Annotated in this window: 21 protein-coding genes and 1 riboswitch; of the genes, 4 read left to right on the forward strand and 17 right to left on the reverse strand. The window is 65.3% G+C overall.

Annotation, left to right across the window (positions count from 1 at the left end; genetic code table 11):
* Positions 1-25: 25 nt before the first annotated feature.
* Complete coding sequence (locus ACQPZ2_RS18460; protein WP_433526659.1) at positions 26-1,141, forward strand: BTAD domain-containing putative transcriptional regulator; 1,116 nt, start codon at positions 26-28, stop codon at positions 1,139-1,141.
* A gap of 73 nt (positions 1,142-1,214) precedes the next feature.
* On the opposite strand, the gene ACQPZ2_RS18465 is transcribed toward ACQPZ2_RS18460, so the two are convergent.
* The 11 genes from ACQPZ2_RS18465 to ACQPZ2_RS18515 all read right to left on the reverse strand — a co-directional run bounded on the left by ACQPZ2_RS18465 (position 1,215) and on the right by ACQPZ2_RS18515 (position 12,619).
* The gene (locus ACQPZ2_RS18465; RefSeq protein ID WP_433526660.1) at positions 1,215-1,934 is read right to left on the reverse strand and encodes an MgtC/SapB family protein; all 720 of its coding nucleotides are present in this window, start codon (positions 1,932-1,934) and stop codon (positions 1,215-1,217) included.
* Positions 1,935-2,168: 234 nt separating this feature from the next.
* A riboswitch (M-box (ykoK) riboswitch) is annotated at positions 2,169-2,340 on the reverse strand.
* A 98-nt stretch (positions 2,341-2,438) separates the two neighbouring features.
* Positions 2,439-3,065: a TetR/AcrR family transcriptional regulator gene (locus ACQPZ2_RS18470; RefSeq protein WP_063040269.1), complete on the reverse strand. Its 627-nt coding sequence runs from the start codon at positions 3,063-3,065 to the stop codon at positions 2,439-2,441.
* 61 nt (positions 3,066-3,126) lie between these two features.
* Positions 3,127-4,446, reverse strand: coding sequence for a pyridoxal-phosphate dependent enzyme (locus tag ACQPZ2_RS18475; protein ID WP_433526661.1), 1,320 nt, complete (start codon positions 4,444-4,446; stop codon positions 3,127-3,129).
* A complete protein-coding gene (locus ACQPZ2_RS18480) occupies positions 4,446-6,041 on the reverse strand; it encodes a decarboxylase (protein ID WP_433526662.1) in 1,596 nt (531 codons plus the stop codon). The genes ACQPZ2_RS18475 and ACQPZ2_RS18480 overlap by 1 nt, the downstream gene beginning before the upstream one ends.
* Complete coding sequence (locus ACQPZ2_RS18485; protein WP_433526663.1) at positions 6,038-7,330, reverse strand: heavy-metal-associated domain-containing protein; 1,293 nt, start codon at positions 7,328-7,330, stop codon at positions 6,038-6,040. The genes ACQPZ2_RS18480 and ACQPZ2_RS18485 overlap by 4 nt, the downstream gene beginning before the upstream one ends.
* On the reverse strand, positions 7,327-8,625 hold the full coding sequence (locus tag ACQPZ2_RS18490; RefSeq protein WP_433526664.1) for an aminotransferase class V-fold PLP-dependent enzyme: 1,299 nt from the start codon (positions 8,623-8,625) through the stop codon (positions 7,327-7,329). Before ACQPZ2_RS18490 ends, ACQPZ2_RS18485 begins: the two co-directional genes overlap by 4 nt.
* A gap of 139 nt (positions 8,626-8,764) precedes the next feature.
* Positions 8,765-9,199: a CBS domain-containing protein gene (locus ACQPZ2_RS18495; RefSeq protein ID WP_063040240.1), complete on the reverse strand. Its 435-nt coding sequence runs from the start codon at positions 9,197-9,199 to the stop codon at positions 8,765-8,767.
* Positions 9,200-9,283: 84 nt separating this feature from the next.
* On the reverse strand, positions 9,284-10,543 hold the full coding sequence (locus ACQPZ2_RS18500) for a PucR family transcriptional regulator (RefSeq protein WP_433526665.1): 1,260 nt from the start codon (positions 10,541-10,543) through the stop codon (positions 9,284-9,286).
* A gap of 450 nt (positions 10,544-10,993) precedes the next feature.
* Complete coding sequence (locus ACQPZ2_RS18505; RefSeq protein WP_433526666.1) at positions 10,994-11,191, reverse strand: hypothetical protein; 198 nt, start codon at positions 11,189-11,191, stop codon at positions 10,994-10,996.
* A 191-nt stretch (positions 11,192-11,382) separates the two neighbouring features.
* Complete coding sequence (locus ACQPZ2_RS18510; protein WP_433526667.1) at positions 11,383-11,619, reverse strand: hypothetical protein; 237 nt, start codon at positions 11,617-11,619, stop codon at positions 11,383-11,385.
* Between the two features lie 202 nt (positions 11,620-11,821).
* The gene (locus tag ACQPZ2_RS18515) at positions 11,822-12,619 is read right to left on the reverse strand and encodes an SAM-dependent methyltransferase (RefSeq protein ID WP_433526668.1); all 798 of its coding nucleotides are present in this window, start codon (positions 12,617-12,619) and stop codon (positions 11,822-11,824) included.
* A 363-nt stretch (positions 12,620-12,982) separates the two neighbouring features.
* Between ACQPZ2_RS18515 and ACQPZ2_RS18520 the strand changes: the two genes are divergently transcribed.
* Together ACQPZ2_RS18520 and ACQPZ2_RS18525 are read left to right on the forward strand one after the other, a co-directional pair.
* Positions 12,983-13,207: a DUF397 domain-containing protein gene (locus ACQPZ2_RS18520; RefSeq protein ID WP_433526669.1), complete on the forward strand. Its 225-nt coding sequence runs from the start codon at positions 12,983-12,985 to the stop codon at positions 13,205-13,207.
* Positions 13,208-13,295: 88 nt separating this feature from the next.
* Positions 13,296-14,183 (forward strand): helix-turn-helix domain-containing protein, encoded by an 888-nt coding sequence (locus ACQPZ2_RS18525; RefSeq protein WP_063040232.1) that lies wholly within the window; start codon positions 13,296-13,298, stop codon positions 14,181-14,183.
* A gap of 6 nt (positions 14,184-14,189) precedes the next feature.
* Here the strand turns inward: ACQPZ2_RS18525 and ACQPZ2_RS18530 are convergent, their stop codons facing one another.
* Both ACQPZ2_RS18530 and ACQPZ2_RS18535 read right to left on the reverse strand, forming a co-directional pair.
* Positions 14,190-15,137, reverse strand: coding sequence for a carbohydrate kinase family protein (locus tag ACQPZ2_RS18530; protein ID WP_433526670.1), 948 nt, complete (start codon positions 15,135-15,137; stop codon positions 14,190-14,192).
* Positions 15,134-15,802 carry a class II aldolase/adducin family protein gene (locus ACQPZ2_RS18535; protein ID WP_433526671.1) on the reverse strand — a complete coding sequence of 223 codons (669 nt, stop codon included), beginning with the start codon at positions 15,800-15,802 and terminating at the stop codon, positions 15,134-15,136. Before ACQPZ2_RS18535 ends, ACQPZ2_RS18530 begins: the two co-directional genes overlap by 4 nt.
* Before the next feature lie 54 nt (positions 15,803-15,856).
* On the opposite strand from ACQPZ2_RS18535, the gene ACQPZ2_RS18540 reads away from it, so the two are divergent.
* Positions 15,857-16,495 carry a TetR family transcriptional regulator gene (locus ACQPZ2_RS18540; RefSeq protein ID WP_433526672.1) on the forward strand — a complete coding sequence of 213 codons (639 nt, stop codon included), beginning with the start codon at positions 15,857-15,859 and terminating at the stop codon, positions 16,493-16,495.
* Between the two features lie 53 nt (positions 16,496-16,548).
* Here ACQPZ2_RS18540 and ACQPZ2_RS18545 read toward each other — a convergent pair whose 3' ends face one another.
* From ACQPZ2_RS18545 to ACQPZ2_RS18560, 4 genes are all read right to left on the reverse strand, one after another.
* Positions 16,549-16,776: a hypothetical protein gene (locus tag ACQPZ2_RS18545; RefSeq protein ID WP_063040265.1), complete on the reverse strand. Its 228-nt coding sequence runs from the start codon at positions 16,774-16,776 to the stop codon at positions 16,549-16,551.
* A 312-nt stretch (positions 16,777-17,088) separates the two neighbouring features.
* On the reverse strand, positions 17,089-17,391 hold the full coding sequence (locus ACQPZ2_RS18550; RefSeq protein WP_040700936.1) for a putative quinol monooxygenase: 303 nt from the start codon (positions 17,389-17,391) through the stop codon (positions 17,089-17,091).
* A 32-nt stretch (positions 17,392-17,423) separates the two neighbouring features.
* A complete protein-coding gene (locus ACQPZ2_RS18555; RefSeq protein ID WP_433526673.1) occupies positions 17,424-18,119 on the reverse strand; it encodes an SDR family oxidoreductase in 696 nt (231 codons plus the stop codon).
* Positions 18,120-18,169: 50 nt separating this feature from the next.
* Positions 18,170-18,670, reverse strand: a complete 501-nt coding sequence (locus tag ACQPZ2_RS18560; protein ID WP_433526674.1) for a DUF2599 domain-containing protein — start codon at positions 18,668-18,670, stop codon at positions 18,170-18,172.
* Positions 18,671-18,772: the final 102 nt, after the last annotated feature.

Consider the following 18,772-nt stretch of genomic DNA (forward strand, 5'->3'; position numbering starts at 1 on the left):
TGGCCCAGTCGTAAGGAGTGCGACGATGGCCGAAATGCGGGCGCAATTCGGTGTGCTCGGGCCGGTGCAGCTGTCGATCGATGGCGTCGCGCAGCCGGTCGGCGGGCCGAAACAGCGTGCGGTACTGGCGTATCTGGTGGTCAATGCCAATCATCCGGTCTCGGTGGATGCCCTGGCGCAGGCGGTGTGGGAGCAGAGTCCGCCGTCGGATGTGCGGGTGAGCCTGCACGCCATCACCTCGAATCTGCGCAAACCGCTGCGCGCTGCCGGACTCGACGCACGCGGCGTACTTGCCCAGATCGGAACCGGTTACCGCATTGCGGTGGCCGATGGCGCAAGTGATGTGCAGCGGTTCCGGGCACGCAAGGAGGCTGGCCTGCGGGAGCTGGCGGCGGGTCGATTCACGGCGGCCGCCGAAGCGCTGTCGAGCGCACTGGAGCAGTGGCGGGGCCCGGTGCTGTCGGATCTGCGCGGGCTCGGATTCGCCGACGCCTACGCGGCCGCGCTCGACGATGAACGGGTCGGTGTCATCGAGGCGCGGGCCTCGGCCGATATCGCGCGCGGCCGCGCGGACTCCGTCGCGGCCGAGCTCGCACTGCTCGTCGGGTCGCATCCGTTGCGAGAACCATTGTGGGAGAAGCTGATCACCGCGCTGTATCTGAGCGGGCGGCAATCCGACGCGCTCGGCGCGGTCCGGCAACTACGGACCACACTGGACGACGAACTCGGCATCGACCCCGGCCCGGCTATCCAGGAGTTGGAGGCACGGATCCTGCGCCAGGATCCGCTGAGCGTCCGGGCGGTCGCCGATGTGACGATGACCCGGGCGACCACCATTGTCGAGCAGGCCGCGGCCGGGGCACGGGCCGAATTGCGTGATCGTCGGGGTGAGGTTTATCCGATCACCGGATCGGTGACCCGCATCGGGCGGCTGCCCGACAACGACATCGTGCTCGAACACGGCAAGGTCAGCCGTCAGCATGCGGTGATCGTGGACAACGGGCTGAACTTCGTGATCAAGGATCTGTGGTCGTCCAACGGGGTGTACCTCGACGGTGCGCGCATCATCGACAGCGTGACGCTCACCGACGGCGTGGTGATCCGCATCGGCGAATTCGAATTCGTCTTCACGCTGATCTGAATTGTGGCCGGACCGGCGGTGATCCGGGATCGGTGTCGTAGTCGTACAACTCGGCACAAGGGACGCAGCACTGTCATGCTCGAGCTCCGTCCGCGGTGTCGTCGACCGAGATATGCCAGCCGACGCTGGTCACCGACGGCTCCAGACTGAGTCGGCTCACCGCCGATTCCATCTGCCGGTCGTCGCGCTGATCACCGGTGAGCTCGGCGCGCACCTCGACGCGGCCGGCGATATCGGTATTCGCACTGGCCACCGAGAGCAGTCGGAAGTCGGTGCGGGTCAACGCCTGAACCAGCAGTGCCCGTACGTGGGCTTCCTGCTCATCGTTGGTCACCGCGACGAACACATAGGACGCGGGTTGTTCGGCGGCAGAATCGGGCTGGCGGTCGACCGCACGTCCGGCGGCCCGCAGCGCGATATTGACCACCATGACCGCAACTGCGCCCGCGGCAGCGGTGGTGAACATGCCCGCACCGGCCAGCGCGCCGACCGCGGCCGAACACCACAGTGTCGCAGCGGTATTGAGCCCGCGCACATTCAAACCGTCGCGGATGATCACACCCGCGCCGAGGAAACCGATACCGGAGACGATCTGGGCGGCCACCCGGGTCGGATCGGCGGCGCCGCCGTGAAAGCCGTGCGCCGAGAGCAGAACGAACAGTGTCGCACCCGCCGCGACGAGCGCATTGGTGCGCAGGCCCGCCATCCTGGCCCGATACTGCCGCTCGAATCCGATCACCGCGCCCAAGCCGACACCGGTCAGCAGCCGCAGGATCATCTCTACCGTTGACATTACGCACTCCCTGAGTAGGTCAAGCGCACCATCGAACAGCGGGCTACGGGCTGGTCCCGTCACGGCGCGCCGCTGCGGAGGTGTCGCCAGGTGAATATTCGGCTAACAGGGGTATGGGACTATCACCGCCGGACATCCGGCTCACCTCCTTCCTCCGATCGGACGCGCGGCACGGCCGGGCATCGTGTGTCATCGTCGCAGAGCACGTCAGAGGAATCCGACAAACCGCCGGTCAAAGCCTTTCCTCGTAAGACCTTTGGCACTTCACGGCGTGAACCCGACAATATCGGGAGCCAATCGGGATCACCCCTTAGGCCGGGGAGATCTGTCCTGACCCGGGGCGTCTCTCGACGTTCGGGGTCGCTGGCCTATATCCGTGAAGGAGCCTCAGCGAACGATCGGCACCTTGCGTTGGCAAGTAAACACCCGCATGGCCGGACTGGCAACCCGATGTGAGCCGCGCAACGTCCAATCGTGCTGCGCGGGAGCCGAATGCGGTCCGAATCAGGACTGGTAGAGCGAACGGTACGCGGCGAGCGTGGCCACGCAGTGGTCGATCACCTGCTCGCGGCTGGCGCGCAGCGATCCGTTCAACCACGCCGAGAACATGCCCGCGTTACCGCTGGCCATGGTGAGCGCGGCCAGTCTGCGCCGCACCGGATCATCGATATGAGCGAACAGGTGGTCCTGCAGGACCTTGGTGAAGACCGGCATGACCGCGATGGTGGTTTGGCCGAGGCCGGTACTCGAGTACGGTTCGACCAGGAACAGCCGGGACTTGCGCGGGTCGGCGAGCACCTTGTCGACCAGGATCTCCGACAGCACGCGGTCGCGGGAGGGATCGGCGGCGGCGAACGCTGTCATCGGTTCCAGGAATTCGTCGGCGACCTGCCGGTAGAGCACATCGAGCAGTTCGTCGCGGCTGGCGAAGCTCTCATAGAAGTACCGGTCGGTGAGATTGGCACGTCGGCATACCGCGCGCATGGTGACACCGCCCGCGCCCGATTCTCCGATCAGGTCGAGCGCGGCCTCGAGCAGCGCGGAGCGGCGTGCCTCCCGACGTTCGGTGAGCGTCGTACCGCCCCAGATCCGAGGACCGGCATCGTCAGCTGATTCCTGGCCTTTTTGCACCCGCCCACACTAATGCCTGGCGGTAATGACCGGCTCAGGGCTGGGCCACACCGATCGAGGATCAGCCGCCGCGTTCGAGTGCGAATCCGGCATCACGCCAGGCGACGATCCCGCCGCTGAGGCTGCTGGCGTCGAAGCCGTCCTGGCGGGCGATGGCGGCGAAGCGCAGCGATAGTTCGCCGACCGGACAGACGAAGATCAGCGGGCGCGATCGGGAGAACGGAATGCCGTGGGTGAACATCTCGTCTAGTTGGTCGTCGCGGATATTGATCGCGCCCGGCACATGGCCGATGCGATAGGCCATCGCGCCGCGGGTGTCCACGATGGTGGGCCGGGCTGTATGGTCCAGTTCGGCCAATTCCTGCGGAGACACGGCAGGTGTCGCCGCGAGTTCGGCCGGGGTGGGTGCGCGGCGGCGATCTGCGCGGTCGAACAGTCCCGGTCTGCGCTTCTTGATATAGGACAGGTACGGCTCGAGCCGATCACAGACGATAAAGACGGCGACAACGGGTTCTTGCGATGAAAGTGCCTGCTCACCAAGGGTTTCCAGGGCAGCGGCATAGCTCGCGCCGCTGGTCGGACCGGCCAGGATGCCGTACCCGGTGGCCAGTGCGAGTGTGGCGTCCACCGCGCGGGTGGAATCGACAGTGACGATGCGGTCGTAGAAATCGGGTTGGAACAGCCCCACATCCCACATCTCGCTCTCCGAGCGGATACCGGGTATGAAGTCCGACCGATCGGAGACCACGGCGATACAACGCAATTCGGGGTTGTGCTTGCGCAGATAGGTTGCGGTCCCACGGGTGGAGCCGGTGGTGCCGAGCCCACCGATCAGATAGTCGACGCGGGTGATGTCGTCGGCGGCCAGATCCTCATGGATCTCGCGGCCGGTGCCGTGGTGATGCGCCTCGATATTCTTCTCATTGGTGTATTGCGAGGCATGATAGTAGGCCCCCGGCTCCTTGGCCATAGTCGCCTCGATCACCGAATACACATCGTTCGGTGTGGTCGGATCCGGACATTCGGACAGCCCGGGCAACTCCACGATCTCGGTGCCGAACAGCTGCAGCAGCTCTCGCACCTCGGCGACCTTGATCCGATTGGTCACCGCGCGCAGGCCGATGCCGTGTATCGCGCCGAGAATGCGCAGCGCCTTGGCGGTATTGCCGCTCGATGCCTCGATGAGTGTCTGCGCGCTCGCGCGGATCTCGTCGAGATCGTCGCGGATCATGCCCCAGGCCACCCGGTCCTTGACCGAGCCGAAGGGATTGTGCGACTCCAGTTTCGCGTACAGCTCGACATTGGCCAGGCCGTGCACGGCCGGATCCAGCCGCAGCAGCGGCGTACTGCCGATCAGCTCGGTGATGTGGTCGTAGCGCATTACGGCGCTCCGGAGGGTCGGCGCGGTAGCGGACGACGGGGGCCGCGCGGGGGAGTGCGGCGCGGTGGCGGTAGACCGACGGGTATGAGCGGTTCGTAATCGGTATCGCGATAGACCTGAAAACTGCCCGCGCGGTGCACGACAGCGAGTTTCGCGGGCAATGCGTGCATCGACGCCGAGGCCGCCGACAGGTCCATGTGATAGGCGCCGGTATTCGGGAACACCACCAGATCGCCCTGGCGTGGGCACTCGGGCAGCCACACCTTGTGATTGGTGATCAGGTCGCGCTCCAGGCACAGGCGTCCGGCGAAATACACACCGACCGGCCCGGATTCGACCACCGGACGCAAGGTCGGCATGGTGTCGGCGGCGCTGCGCAGCGGCGTCACGCCATCGCCAGGGATGGTGTTGCGGACAGGAGCGCTGCTCGGCATATGCGCGACACTCGGCAGGATAACCGGATCGACCATGACCTCCTGATCCGCTGGGGTCACCTGATCCCGGCTCAGATCGAGATTCACCAGCACCGTGCCATCTGCGAGTTCCTTGACGAACTCCACCCGTGACACTGTCACCCCCGCATGATCGACCAGCGCCTTACCCGGCTCCAACCAGATATCGAGCATATTGTCCCCGGCCACCTGGGCCACGGTGCGGCCACCGTGCCGCTCCAGCGGCGCGCCGAGTAGATCGTTCAACATCGCCGTCGCGGGCACCGTGTTCGCGTACTTGTGGAAGATCGGAATCCCGTGCACCGCACCGTCATCCACGTGATAGCCGAACGTGTTGTTCGACCAGCTCATCGATTCGCCACGACCGAGCAGCGATTCGCGCAGCGCCCGCACATACCCGTCGAAGCGGTCCGCATCGGCGGTGAACACCTGTCGGAAGCCGCCGCCGATATTCAGCACCGACGGGCCGAGTCCGCGGTCGTAGGCGCGCTCGACCAGCTCGAGGCAAGCGTCGATGGCCCGGATGCGTTCCGCGGCGTCACCGGAGTCGATATGAAAAGCGAAGCCGAGGAACGCGATTCGCCGACGATTGGCCGACAGTAGATCCAGGGCTTGATCCATGTGGGCCAGCGGCACACCGAACCGGCTCACTGCCGTCTCGTCGAAACCGGAAACCCGCAGCAGGACCGGAACTCTCGCGCGGTCACCGGCCAATTCGGTGATCCGCCGCAGCTCCCACAAATTGTCGACATTGATGGTGACGCCGCAGTCGATCAGATCACGCAGGAACGCTTCACCTTTCGGCCCGGTCACCTCGATCCGCATCGGGCCGAATCCGGCCCCGATGGCACTGGCCAGCTCCTGCGCAGATGCGACATCGATGGCGATACCGGCATGTTCTGCGGTCCGCACCAAGGCGCGGGATTGATTCACCTTGTGCGCGTAGCAGATTCGGTAGCGCGCGCCCCTGCTGTCGAGTACGGCGCGCAACCGCTTCAGGTTCTCCGTGTAGACCTGCGGGAACACCAGGTGGCTTGGGGATCCGAAGCGAATCAGCGTCTCCTCGACGGCATCGCGGGTATCGAGATATGCGCGCACCAGCGGATGGATCTTCGCGGGTAGCGCCGGTAGCGGTGCCGTCATACGGCGGTTTCCGTGGGCTGGGACCGCGGGGACGCCAATGCGGTTCGCGCCGGTTTCTCGGCCACCGGGTTGTAGCCGCCGTCGCGGATCGACTCGAAGGCGCGGGCCCGATTGCGCGGACTGCGGAATTCGGCGACCACCCGTTTACTGGGCAGATCGATCTCGATCACCTTGATGCCTATCGTCTCCAGCACTCCGGTGATCGTGCGGACACAGTGCTGACAGCTCATATCCGGCACATAGAAGATCCGATCCTCGGCGCTGGCAGACGCGTCGGCGGTCAGTTCGTCCAGCTCCGCACTGACCTCGGTGATCCGGATCCGCTCGGCGAGCTGGTCGAAGATCTCGACGAATTTGTCCACCACCAGCGGCAACAGGTTGTAGTGCCCGCCGCCGAGGTGATGGGGCATGGCGGCCAGGCAAGAGGGGCGGGTATTGGCGGGCAGCAGCGCGTACTGGCGGGAGATGAGATCGAGATCGTCGTGGTATCTCGCGATGGCCGCCTCGACGCTCAGTCCCTCGACCCGGGTCGCTCGCCGCATCACCGTGTGCGCGTCCTCGATGGTGGCGTCCTTCATCGCGCGCAGTGTCGCCACCGTGTCGGCGGTGTAGCGCACCGTGCCATCCGGTTGGGCGGCGAGCGTCACCGGGATCATGCCGCGCCGGTAGGTGGAGGCCTGCAGTTCCCAGAACCAGCGGGTGGCGACTGCCGAGAAGATACCGGAATCGTGTATACCCCTGGCGAATTCGGACGCACTGCGATATTGCGTCTGCCGCGCCAGCAGTGCGTGCTGGGCCAGTGCGCGTCCGGTGGCCTCGATGCCGACGCGGAAGATTTCGATCGGATCGTGATCGGTCGTGGTGCCGTCGAGCACCGCGTGTTCGCGCGGGCCGAGGTCCTCGACCCGTTGTGTCAGTGCGGAATTCGAGGCCAGGGCGTGCCACAGAACCAGCACGGTTTCGCGCATGGCGATGGGCACCAGCGGGCCGAGGCCGTCGGCGCGGAAGTGCCCGGTATTGGGGACGCCGTCGCTATCGGTCCAGGCGATGCGGTGCGTCGCGCTGGTGACCTGCGCGGGCTGGCACGGCCGCATGAACTGCTGCAGGTACAACCGCTGCGAATAGGTGAGGTGACTGTCGGGCTCGGGACGCAGTGCGGCGCAGGTGTATTCGATATGTCGACTCGACGGGACCGCGATCGCAGTGGTGAACAATCCGGGTTGGGCCAGGCCCGCCAGCACCCGGGACGCCGCCCGCCGGTCATAGCGCGGGGTGTCGTCCATTCTCATGTGACCTCCTCGGCAATCGTCTTGACGCAGGTCGCGAACCGGTCGATCTCCTCGACGGTGTTGTAGATATGCGTGCTGACCCGTACCGAGTCCGTGGCGTCGTCGCCAGCTCGGGGTGAGCAGTGTAAGCCGGTGCGGACCAGAAAACCCAACTCGCTCAATACGAATCCGAGATCGGTCGCGGAAATGCCTGCGAGCGTGAAGGACACGATGCCGTAGCCGATCGCGCACGGCGCATGCGCCGGACCGGGCAGGAATTCCAGCCCGGGCACCGGCCGCAGATTGTCGATGAGCCGCAGCGTCAATTCGCGATTGTGCGCGGCGATCACACCGACATCCAGCGATTCCAGCACCTCGAGCGCGCTACCGAGAGCCAGGATGCCCGGAATGTTCTGGGTGCCGCCCTCGAGCAATTCCGGCATGCCGGTCGAGGTCAATCCGGCGTCGGTGAGGTCGACCCCGGTATTGCCACCGGGCAGGAACGGCAGCAGCCGATCGTGAACTCTGCGGTGGCAGTAGAGGATTCCGGTGCCGGGTGCGCCGAACATCTTGTGCGCGGCGAAGATCGCGAAGTCGGCGCCGAGTTCGGTCACGTCCAGCGGCATGTGCCCACCGCTCTGACTGCAGTCGAAGCACAGCAGAATCCGGGGATCGAGTTTGCCGCGCAACTCCTCGAGCGTGGTGAGTCCGCCGAAGACGTGGTGCAGATGGCTGGTGGTGATCAGCCGGGTGCGCGGCCCTACCTTGTCCAGGATGTCGATGGTATCGGCTTCGCCGAGTTCGGTCACGCGGTAGGGGACCAGTTCGATGCGCCGCCCGAAGCGCGCGAGCACCTGGCGCAGATGGTGCCACGGATGCACATTCGAGGCGTGATCGCTTGGGTTGTAGAGGATTTCGTCGCCGTCATCGAGTTCGGCCAGCCCCCAGGACAATGCGACGGCATTGAGCGCCGCGGTCGCGCCGCCGGTGAAGACCACCTCCGTGGGCGATGCGGCGCCGATGAAGGTCGCCATGCGATCCCGGACCCGGGCCAAGCGCGTGGTGAGATCGGTGGCCCACGGGTAGGTTCCGCGACCGGCGTTGGCGGTACGCGAGGTGTGATAGCGGTGGATGGTCTCGATGACCGGCAGCGGCTTCTGCGTGGTGGCCGCGCTGTCCAGATAGATCTCGGTGGATTCGGCCAGCGCCGGAAAGAGTTCGCGCACGGTCGCGAGGGGCGACGGCAGCGGAATCCGCGGTGCGGACCGGGTGGTGGCCGGTCGGGCTAGGTGCGTCCCGGACGCAGGTGACCGCAAGGTGCCGCTCCCTCCGAGAACCGCGCTGGACGCCACCAACGATACGCACTTTCGGTGACGACTTCGAAGGATTCTCGTAGCCAACGTCTTTCGACAAGTCGCAGCTACCAAGGGTCCTGTCGTGGATACCCGCGACAGTTCAGTACTGCCCCTGCACGTACTCGACCAGATGCTGACGTTCGGTGGCCAGTTCGGAGATCGCGCTCTTGACCACATCGCCGATGCTGACGATGCCGATCAGGCGGCCGTCACGGACCACGGGCAGGTGCCGGACGCGGTGCTCGGTCATGGTGCCGCGCAGTCCGTCGACCAGATCGTCGGGTGCGCAGGTGCGCACATCGACGGTCATGATCTCCGCGACGGGCGTATCGAGCAGCGCGGCACCGCGCGCGTGCAGACTGCGCACCACATCGCGCTCGGAGACAATGCCGACGATCCGGCTGCCGTCCGGCGATACCACCACCGCCCCGATATTGTGCTCGGCGAGCGTGCCGAGCAGGGTCCGTACCGTGGTCTCGGGCGCGACGGTCGCCACGTCGCTGCCCTTCCTGTGCAAGATCTCCGCTATTCGCATAATCCACCATCCAGAGGTCGCGGCACTACTAGGATGACGCCTTTGTGATCTCGTGACCAGCACAAATCCGCATCAGGCTGCAATCTACAGCCGTCTGGCGACGCTGCGGTCCAGATCGCGCGCGAGCAGGGCGATGGCCGCCTGTGAAATGCCTGCCGAGGTGGCCAGATCGATCGACGTCAGCTGAGCGATGCGGCGTAGGCGGTAATCGACGGTATTCGGGTGGACATAGAGCTGGCGCGCTGTGAGCTGGCGATTCATATCGTTGCCCAGGTAGGCGCGCATGGTGTCGAACAGTTCGGAATGGGCGTCGAGCGGATCGAGGATGGTCGCGATGCGTCGAGTGGCCGGGCCGCCCCGAGTGAGCTGGTACTCCACGGCCAGGTCGGCCATCTGGTACAGGCCGGGATTGCGTCCGCCGACCCGCACCAGATTGAGTAGTTCGTGGGCCTGATCGGCGGCGTCGGGTATCTGATCGGTCTCGCTGGTGACCAGCGTCGCGGTGAGCGCGACCTCCGCGGATTCGGCAAGCAGTCGCAGTGTTTCGGCGGTCAGGACCGGTGCGTCGTCCTCGATCGGGACCAGTAGCGTGCCGCCCTTGGTGCTCAGCAGCGCGAGCACCCGGGATTTGAAGGCGGTGGCCAGTTCCGATTGCAGGCGGCGCAGTTTCCTGCGGGCGGCGACATGGCTGTCGACGCGTGGATCGCGCTCGTCCGGATGTTCGGGAATCGATAGCGCGACCACCTGGTACGAATCGGCGATCGGGATGCCGGCCTGGCGGGCGAGCGCGGAACTGCCGCGACCGCTCAGCAGCGCCGAAGCCAGCGTCTGCGTCGCGGTCTGGTGTTCGCGCGCGACGAGATGCTGTTCCTCGACGTAGGCGTCCGAAACCGCCGCGGTGATCGCCTCCAGGAGTTCGAGCATGAGGTCGGTGGCGACCAGCAATTCATCGATATCGTCGGCCTTGGCGCGCGCGGTCACCAGCCCGAACGCGATGCGCAGCCCCTCGTGGTAGGCGCGCAGGATGGTGCCGAGCGGCACCGCCTCGCGGGCCCATTGCGCCGCCGCCTCCCTGACCTCGCCGAGCTGTTCCTCGCCGGGAACCGTGCGCTTGTCGAACATTTCGGCGGCCAATGCCAGGCAGCTGCGGGTCAGCTTGGTGACATCGCCGCGTAGCTGCTCGCCGGGCAGCGTGCGACACGGCGCCATACAGGTCGCGAAGTAGCCGACCATGCGCGAGGCGACGCGGTCGGTATTGAGTAGGGGAATCGACGCGGGCTGGCCGCCGATCTCTAGGACAGGGTCCGTCGGGTCGACGGACAGATCCAGCGCGGAGAAAGTCATACGCGTCGCTCCAGTGCCACATCGGACGTGATAGATCTGCGCCCGAATCGTTGCATCACTATACGAAATGGTTATGAACCAGGGAAGACTACGCGAAATCTATTGCGGCGCGGCAACGTTGTGCATTGTCCACATGCGGGCCATGTGCCGTGGTGGGAAGCTCCAGCGCTCGGCGCGAGCTATCGAAAATCCATGACCAGCCGACTTAACGTTGGCCTCGGGGCCGGCGTTTGCGTGCGATCGGCCTGCGCCGTCGTGCCGCGCGTCCGGACGCGACAGTGCACGACGTCACCCTCCACGACGGCTGCCATCAGGACATGCCCGATCAGCTGCCGACGATGTACTCGCCGCGTACGGTCTCCATTGCGCTGCAAGCGCTCGACCCGGCGGAACATCCGAACCTTCTGTGCGCCTCGCAACCCCGGTTCATGGGCGAGGCAGCGGAGGAATCTAGGCCGCGCCTTGCTGATTCCGCAGATCGGAATCGATTACTACTGCGCCGCTGCGGATTTCGCGTTCGATCGCGATGGCGGCATAGTGCTGTCCGCTGGCGCGCAGTTCGGCGATGCGCCGCTGCAATGCTTCGGTGCCGTAGGCCGCGGCGATATCGGCGATCCCGAGTCGACCGGCAGCGCGTGGTGGATTCATGCGAATGCCCCCTGTGGCTCTGGCGCCGAGAGATCCCGGTGGCGACAGCGGCACGGGCTCTCGAGTGCGAAACTCCCTTGTCGCGCATGAGTTTAGAGCGGTGTGTCGTACAGATGCAAGTACATCCGTACGAACATCGCTGCGTGCGAAGCGATTTGGGGCCGTGTCGGTGGAGCCGTTGGGGTCGAACGTTATTCGTCGTCGAGTCCGGCAGAGAGGTAGGCTGCGGCGGCAAGCCACTGGCGGCACTGCGGGCCGTGCACCTCGTGCAGATGCAGGATCTCACGGGCCTGCCGATAGGTGAGGCCGCGCGGTTCGACACCGCAATCGAGAGGCGCGTACTCCGGCGCCGGGCATTGCCGCAGGGTGTCGATCCCGGATCCGCCGGCGATCGTGGCCCCGCGCGGAGTTCGGAATGGCGTACTCATCTCGACCGCCCCTCGCGTCTGCGGATGGGGAGGTGGATGTGGTGACGCCGGCGCGAACTCCCTGCGTACCTCCCCGATTCTGGTTCCGAGTTTAAGCCGTCGGCACTTACAGATGCAAGTACATTTGCACGAACGACCAACAGAAATATGAACGGCGGTTGTCGACCGGGTGGCCGATGACCGCCGTTGTGCCGCTTGCGCTTCAGGGCTTGCGCGCGACCGCGCCGTAGGCGGAGATCGGCCGGATCTCGCCGACCTCGGCGGCATCGGTGCGCCACTGGGTGATCGAGACGAATCCGGGCTCGACCAGTTCCAAACCGTCGAATACGGCACGGATTTCGGCCTGGGGTCGGGGAATATAGGGTACGCCGCCGGTGCCGGTGTAGTTCTCACACAGCGTCACATACTCCTTGCTGTCGTCGGTGCCGTCCCACATGACCAGGAAGCTGCCCGACGGCACCGCGGCGAGCACCGTGCGCACGATACGCAGCAACTCGTCGTAGGACTTGGCGTGGCCGAGCACGCCCATGAACATCACGCCGATCGGCTCATTGAAATTGAGCACGTTCCGGGCGTCGGCGATGATCTGCTCCGGATCGTGGTAATCGCAATCGACGTAAGTGGTTACGCCCTCGGGGGTCGTGCTGGTGAGCAGTGCCCGCGCCATGGTGAGGACCAGTGGATCGTTGTCGACATAGACGACCTTCGAGTCGGGCGCGACGCCCTGGGCGACCTCGTGGGTGTTCTGCATGGTCGGCAGGCCGGTGCCGATATCGAGGAACTGGCGGATGCCCTCCTCGCCCGCCAGGTAACGCACCGCGCGAAGGAGGAACTGGCGCGACTGCACGGCCATGGTGGTGATGTCCGGATCCACCTCGACGCCGGCATCACCGGCGATACGGTCGATTTCGTAATAATCCTTACCGCCCATCCAGTAGTTCCAGATGCGCGCGGAATGCGGGATGTCGGTCCGGATGAGCGGGGTTTGATCGTCGGACATGGGGGTGGACTCCTCGGCGAGCTGATAAACGGTGAACCGGACTGCTCAGGCGGCGGGTGTCGCGATTGGCTGGCACGGCCGATGTGCACTGTGACAGTACAAGATTCGCATCGACTCGACCTGGGGGATCGAGTAGTCGATCACGCATTTCGGGCGCGTCGCGCGCAGCCGCGTACAGCGCTCGCGTAACGCGTTGAACAGGGGTCACGAAGGGGACCGGCAGGTCTGAATTCTTTTGTGCCGCATAGGGGAGCTTCGTGCTATCTTGCAGATGTAGGTGCAAATGCAAGAACGTTTGAGCGCACATCTGCAAAGCCGCTCGAGCGTACATCTCACACTGGAAGCAGCCGAGGAGTGGGGAAGATGTTCGACACCGGTACACCCAAGATCAAAGGCGCGTGGCGCAAGAGCTCGTTCAGCGGTCCGTCGGGCGGTAACTGCGTCGAGGTCGCCGAGGCGTCGGATGGTTCGATCGCCGTTCGCAATTCACGCGACTCGGAAGGTGGCATCCTGTTCTACACTCGACCGGAGATCGACGCGTTCGTGCGCGGCGCGAAGGCCGGGGAGTTCGACGACCTGACTAGCTGAGCGGTAACATGGGCGATCGGTGCGGTGTGTTTTCAAACGTGGTATTTGTGACACACTGTGGTCAAACCCGAGTATCGGAGATGACTTGATGATCGCAGAACCCGATGACGACGGTCGTGTGCAATCGGTTGTAGTGGAACGTGGTCCGACCGTATTGCGGATCGCGCTGGGCGGGCAGTTGCGTGACCTGCGGGTGAAGAATGGCATCACCCGTGAGGCCGCAGGTGACGCCATCCGCGGTTCACACGCCAAGATCAGTCGTCTCGAGTTGGGTCGCACCGGATTCAAGGAACGCGATATCCGCGACCTGCTGACCCTCTACGGCGTCAACGACGCCGAGGAGCGGGAGCGTTTCCTGGATCTGGCCAGGCAGGCGAACGAACCAGGCTGGTGGCACCGCTACAGCGATCTGCTGCCATCCTGGTTCGGCACCTATCTCGGCTTGGAGCAGGCCGCGACCAAGATCCGTACCTACGAGGCGCACCTGGTGCCCGGGTTGCTGCAGACGCCCGAATATGCCAGGGCCGTAATGTCACTCGGGTACGAGGACGCCGATATGGACCGCCGCGTGCAGGTCCGTATCCGTCGGCAGGAGGTGCTGCGCCGAGCCGAACCGCCGATCATCTGGGCGATCATCGACGAGGCCGCGCTGCATCGGCCGGTCGGTGGGTCGCGGGTGCACCGCGAGCAGATGGAACACCTCATCGAGCTGGCGGAACTCCCGAATGTCACGGTGCAGGTCCTGCCGTACTCGGCAGGCGAACACGCCGCTGCCGGTAGTTCGTTCAGCATCTTGCGTTTCGCCGAGACCGAGCTGCCCGACATCGTCTATCTCGAACATCTGACCAGTGCGCTGTACCTGGATCGGAAACAGGATCTGGCGCTGTACCTCTCGGTCATGGACCGCCTGAGTGTGCAAGCCGAGGCCCCGGGCGAGTCGCTGAAGATCCTCGCCGAATACGCCAAGAACGCCTGAATATCGCTATCGACCCGGTTTGTCCGGGTCGATAGTGCGTGTTTCGGCTGCGAACGCGTCCACCGCGGCGAGATCGAAATCGCCGTGGTCGCTGCCGAGTCCGCGGGCGACCAGTGCGGCGACCGCATTACCGAAGATCGCGGCGGCACGCAGATTCCGGCCCAGTGCGATCGCACGGATGAAACCGGCGGAGAAGGCATCACCGCACCCGGTGGTGTCGACGACGTCGACGGCGAACGCGGGAATGTCCTGATAGTTGTCGGGGCCGACGAGCAGGGTGCCGTCGGCGCCCCGCGTAACCGCCAGGATGCAGGCGCCCGCGTCCTTCAGCACCTCGCAACCGGCCACCAGGTCGGTGGTGCCGGTGAAGCCGAGCACCTGTTCGTCATTCGGGAGGAAGTAGTCGGTATGCGGGAGGACTTCGGCGATGGCGTCGAGGCTACCGAGTGCGCCGGGCGCGATCAGATCGACGGAGGTGCTGACACCATTGTCCTTGGCGTGCCGCAGGATTCGCGCCGCATGTGCCGCACCGATCAGTTCCGGACCACCGAGGTGCAGATGGTCGGCGGCGGCGATCGCGGCCCAATCGACGTCGTCGAGGGTGTAGAACGGGTTGGCGCCCAACAGATGCAGGCTGGGACGCTCGCCATTGGGACGGACCGGCAGCACCGACGACGAGGTGGGCTGATCTTCCTTGCGCACCACCAGTTTCGTATCGATGCCGGCCTTGGCGAGCAGCCCGAGCAGGATATCGCCGGAGGTGTCCGCGCCGATCGCACCCGCGGTCCGCACGCTCGCGCCGAGTTTGGCCAGCGTCAGCGCGGTACCCGCAGCCGTACCCGCCGCGGTGATGCGGATGTCCTCGACCAGCGCGGTCTGCTGCCCGTCCGGTATGGTCGCGACGGGGCGGACGAGGATATCCAAAACGTGTGCCCCCAAAGCGATTACGTTCATTCGGTGTCCTTCTCCAGCGGTTTGCGGGTGCCGTATCCGGTGCGCAGTGCCACCTCGACGACCGCGGCTTGCTGCTGTTCGGTGAGTTCGCGCGGCCTGCCGATCGTCATCGCGTCCAGATACAGCGCGCAGGTCCATTCCAGCAGCAGCGCGGATTCGACGGCCTGGTCCAGCGATGCGCCGATGGTGACAGCGCCGTGATTGGCCAGCAACGCGGACTGCTTGCCCCGCAACGCCGTTCGCACCGAATCCGCGAGCTCGACGGTGCCGAAGGGATGGAACGGGGCGACCCTCGTCGCACCGCCGAGCAGCAGCTGCTGGTAATGGATGACCGGCAGTTCGTCGAGCACACAGGCGATGGCCGTCGCCTTGGGCGCATGGGTGTGCACCACCGCCTGCGTGGCATAGGTGCGATAGAGATCGAGATGCAAACCCAATTCGGAGGTGGGCGCGTAGCGTCCCGCGACCACCTGACCCGCCAGGTCGACCACCGTGACATCGTCGGCGATGACCTCCGCCAGCACCGCGCCGGTGGCCGTGACGGCGATCAGGTCACCGCAACGCAGGCTCACATTGCCCGCGGTGCCGATCAGCAGCCCCTGTGCGGCCAGGCGCTGACAGGCCGTCGCTACCTCAGCGCGTTCGGTTGGTGCGATGGTGGTCATCCGGATACTCTACCCAAACCTGAATATGATTCACATTACGTTCGGAGGTAATCCTTGCCCATCCGTGCACTACCCGAGGCGGGCCTGCGTCGCGTGCCGATTCAGGCGCGCAGCCGGGAGCGGTTGGCGCGGGTGCTCGAGGTGGCCGACCGCCTGATCGCCACGGAGGGCGTCGAGGCGCTGACCATGATCAGAGTGGCTGCGGAGGCACGGATTTCGGTCGGCTCGCTGTACCAGTACCTTCCGGATCGCGAGGCCGTCATCGAAACCCTCGCCGCCGCGTATATCGAGCAATTGGAGGCCAAGGCCGCCCTGCTGCTGGAGCTCGCGCGCGCCGAGCACTGGGACGATCCGATCGGCGTGCTGGTGGACGCGTTCGCCCAGGTCTACCGGGACGAGCCCGGCTTCCGTGCGCTGTGGTTCGGCAAGGATTTCAACGAGGCCGCCCGGGCGGCCGATCGCGAGCACAAACGCCGGATGGCGGTGACGCTACGGGAGGTCATGCTTGCCCAGGGCGCCGTCGCCGATATCGAAGGACTCGATATCGCCTGCCGCGCTGCCCATCTCATGGGCGATGCCGTCCTACAGGAGGCGTTCCGATCCGATCCCGACGGCGACCCGAATCTGTTGCGCGAAGCCAAGGTCGCACTGCGGGCCTATACGGCGCAGTGGGCATCGCCGACCGAGGCGTAACGCAATTCGGTTGCGCTGCTACATCATTGGACGCAGTGGTCGGTGCTTGCCGGTCACTGCTTGATGAAGCTGGAGGCGATGCGCCAGAAGGTCGCCGGTTGTAGGGTTTCGATGTCCCAATCGTCGGCCATCGCGTGCGCGGTGGTGACGATCCGGTCGATATCGAAATCATGCCGAGTGGCCGCACCGGTTGACTCGACGGCATCGATGACGAAAGCGACTGCGGTTTCTCGCGAGTACGCGGTACTGCGCTGTCCGCTTCGGGTCGACGGTGTGCTCATAGTTGTTATACCGTTCGCTGGCTGGTCGGCCAGTGCGGCTTCGGCGATTCCGAGCCGGCCGCCGTGAAGTGGTTGGTCCATTCGAACGCCCCTGACGTCTGGCGGCAGCAAACCCCTGGCGACATCGGCCCTTGGTTCACCCACGCGGCCTCCCCTGGTTGTCCCCTGTAATGCCTTGCGGGACTGAGTTTAGGTCGGTGTGCCTTTCATTTGCAAGCACATCTGCACGATCGATTGTGCCTTCGCAGTTGGGTTTTCGCACCTGCTAATCATCCGCGAACCGGCGCGGATGCGGGGGCTAATTCGGCGCGATCATTTCGCATTGATCACGACATCGGTGCTGTAGTGAACCTGAGTGCCCGGCTCCACATATCGGTCGGCCGCGCAGCGCCAGGCCAGGAAATGCTCGGTGAAACGGTGCGCTTCGGCGGCCTCCTCGTCGATATAGACCTGGTAGAGGAAAAACCGGTGCGGATCAACCCGGTCGGCGCACACATCGAATCGCAAGCAACCGGGTTCCTCGCGCACCGATGCGGCGGCACTGCGACTGACCACATCGAGGAATTCGCCACGGGATCCGGGTCGCAGCTTCAGGGAAGTGATACGGCTGAACACGGTTATGTTCTCCAATCTAGCGGCGAAAAATATCAATCGGTAAGTGTGGCACCGCCTTCGGCGACCGACTGGCTACCGATATCCGAGACCGCGCGCGTTACCGAAATGTCGCCTGCGACGAGCTCCAAAGTGGTGTGCGTGGTCTGTGACGCGTGCAGAATTTCGGCGAGGACGGCGGCGACGTCGGCCCGCGCGATGCTGCCGAAGGGCAGTGGCGGCGTGCTCAGCAAGACCCGGTCGGTCGCGGCGGTATCGAGCAGCCGGCCGGGGCGCAGGATCGTCCAATCGAGATCGCGGGCGCGCAGATCGTCCTCGGCCTGGGTCTTGGCGTCGATATAGGCGGCCCAGACCTCATCGGTGCCTGGGGCGGGCGGCTTACCCGCGCCCATCGTGGAGATCTGCACGAACCGCCGGACACCGGCCGCCTCGGCGGCATCGGACAACAGCACCGAACCGCCCTTGTCCACCGTGTACTTGCGAGCCGCCCCGCTGCCCGCACCGGCGCCCGCGGCGAAAATCACCGCATCGGAGCCCTTCACGACGGCGGCGAGCTCGGCCACCGTACTGTGCTCGAGATCGAAGACGACCGGTCGTGCGCCGGTGGCCGCGACCTCGCCCGCATGGTCGGCATTGCGGATCAGGCTCTCGACCTCGTCGCCGCGCTCGCTGAGTATTTCGCCGAGCAGTAGCGCGATCTTCCCGTGTCCGCCTGCGATGACGACGCGCATATAGGGGTCCTTTCAGGCCGTAGCGATTGCTTGCGGATCGCCCGAAATGGTCAGCGTTCGGGTCCTCCGGGATTACACGATGCCTGGACGGTGGCCTGATAGCCCACGGCCGGACGCCAGGGTTCCAGATTCCAGCTCTCCTTGTTGGGCTGCACCATGCGGGCCCAGACCCAGTGACAGACGAACTGGTCGCGCATACCGGGCGTATCGGCGTCGGGGGAGTACGTGAGCACCTCCTGCCACGCCCGTTCCTCGGTATCGGGGAAGGCTTCGCGCCGCCCGGCCTCGGTGGGGTAGACCTTCAGGCGAGCACCGTCGACGCCCTCGGTCCAGCTGGTGTGGTCGATGAGCGGCATACCGGCGTAGGGATCGACGCTCGGCAGCGCGGCAAGGGCAGTGGTGGATGCGGCCGCGGCGGTGGGTGTCGTCGTGGTCGTGGCTATGGCCGACGGTGTCTCGTCGGAGCCGCACGCCGCGACGGCCGGGACCAGCGCGCCGCAGCACAGCAGCACCGCACCCCATCGTGCCCATTCGGTATTCCGCTGGGTCAACGTCGATCCTCCCGCATGATGTCCACCATCCGAGGGTAGTCATCGTGCGGCGGCGCAACAGCCATACCGGGATGTGGCCGCCCAGTGTTTTACCGCAGTGAC

This window comes from Nocardia pseudovaccinii, from assembly GCF_050942345.1.
In the GTDB taxonomy this organism is placed as follows: Bacteria; Actinomycetota; Actinomycetes; order Mycobacteriales; family Mycobacteriaceae; genus Nocardia; species Nocardia pseudovaccinii.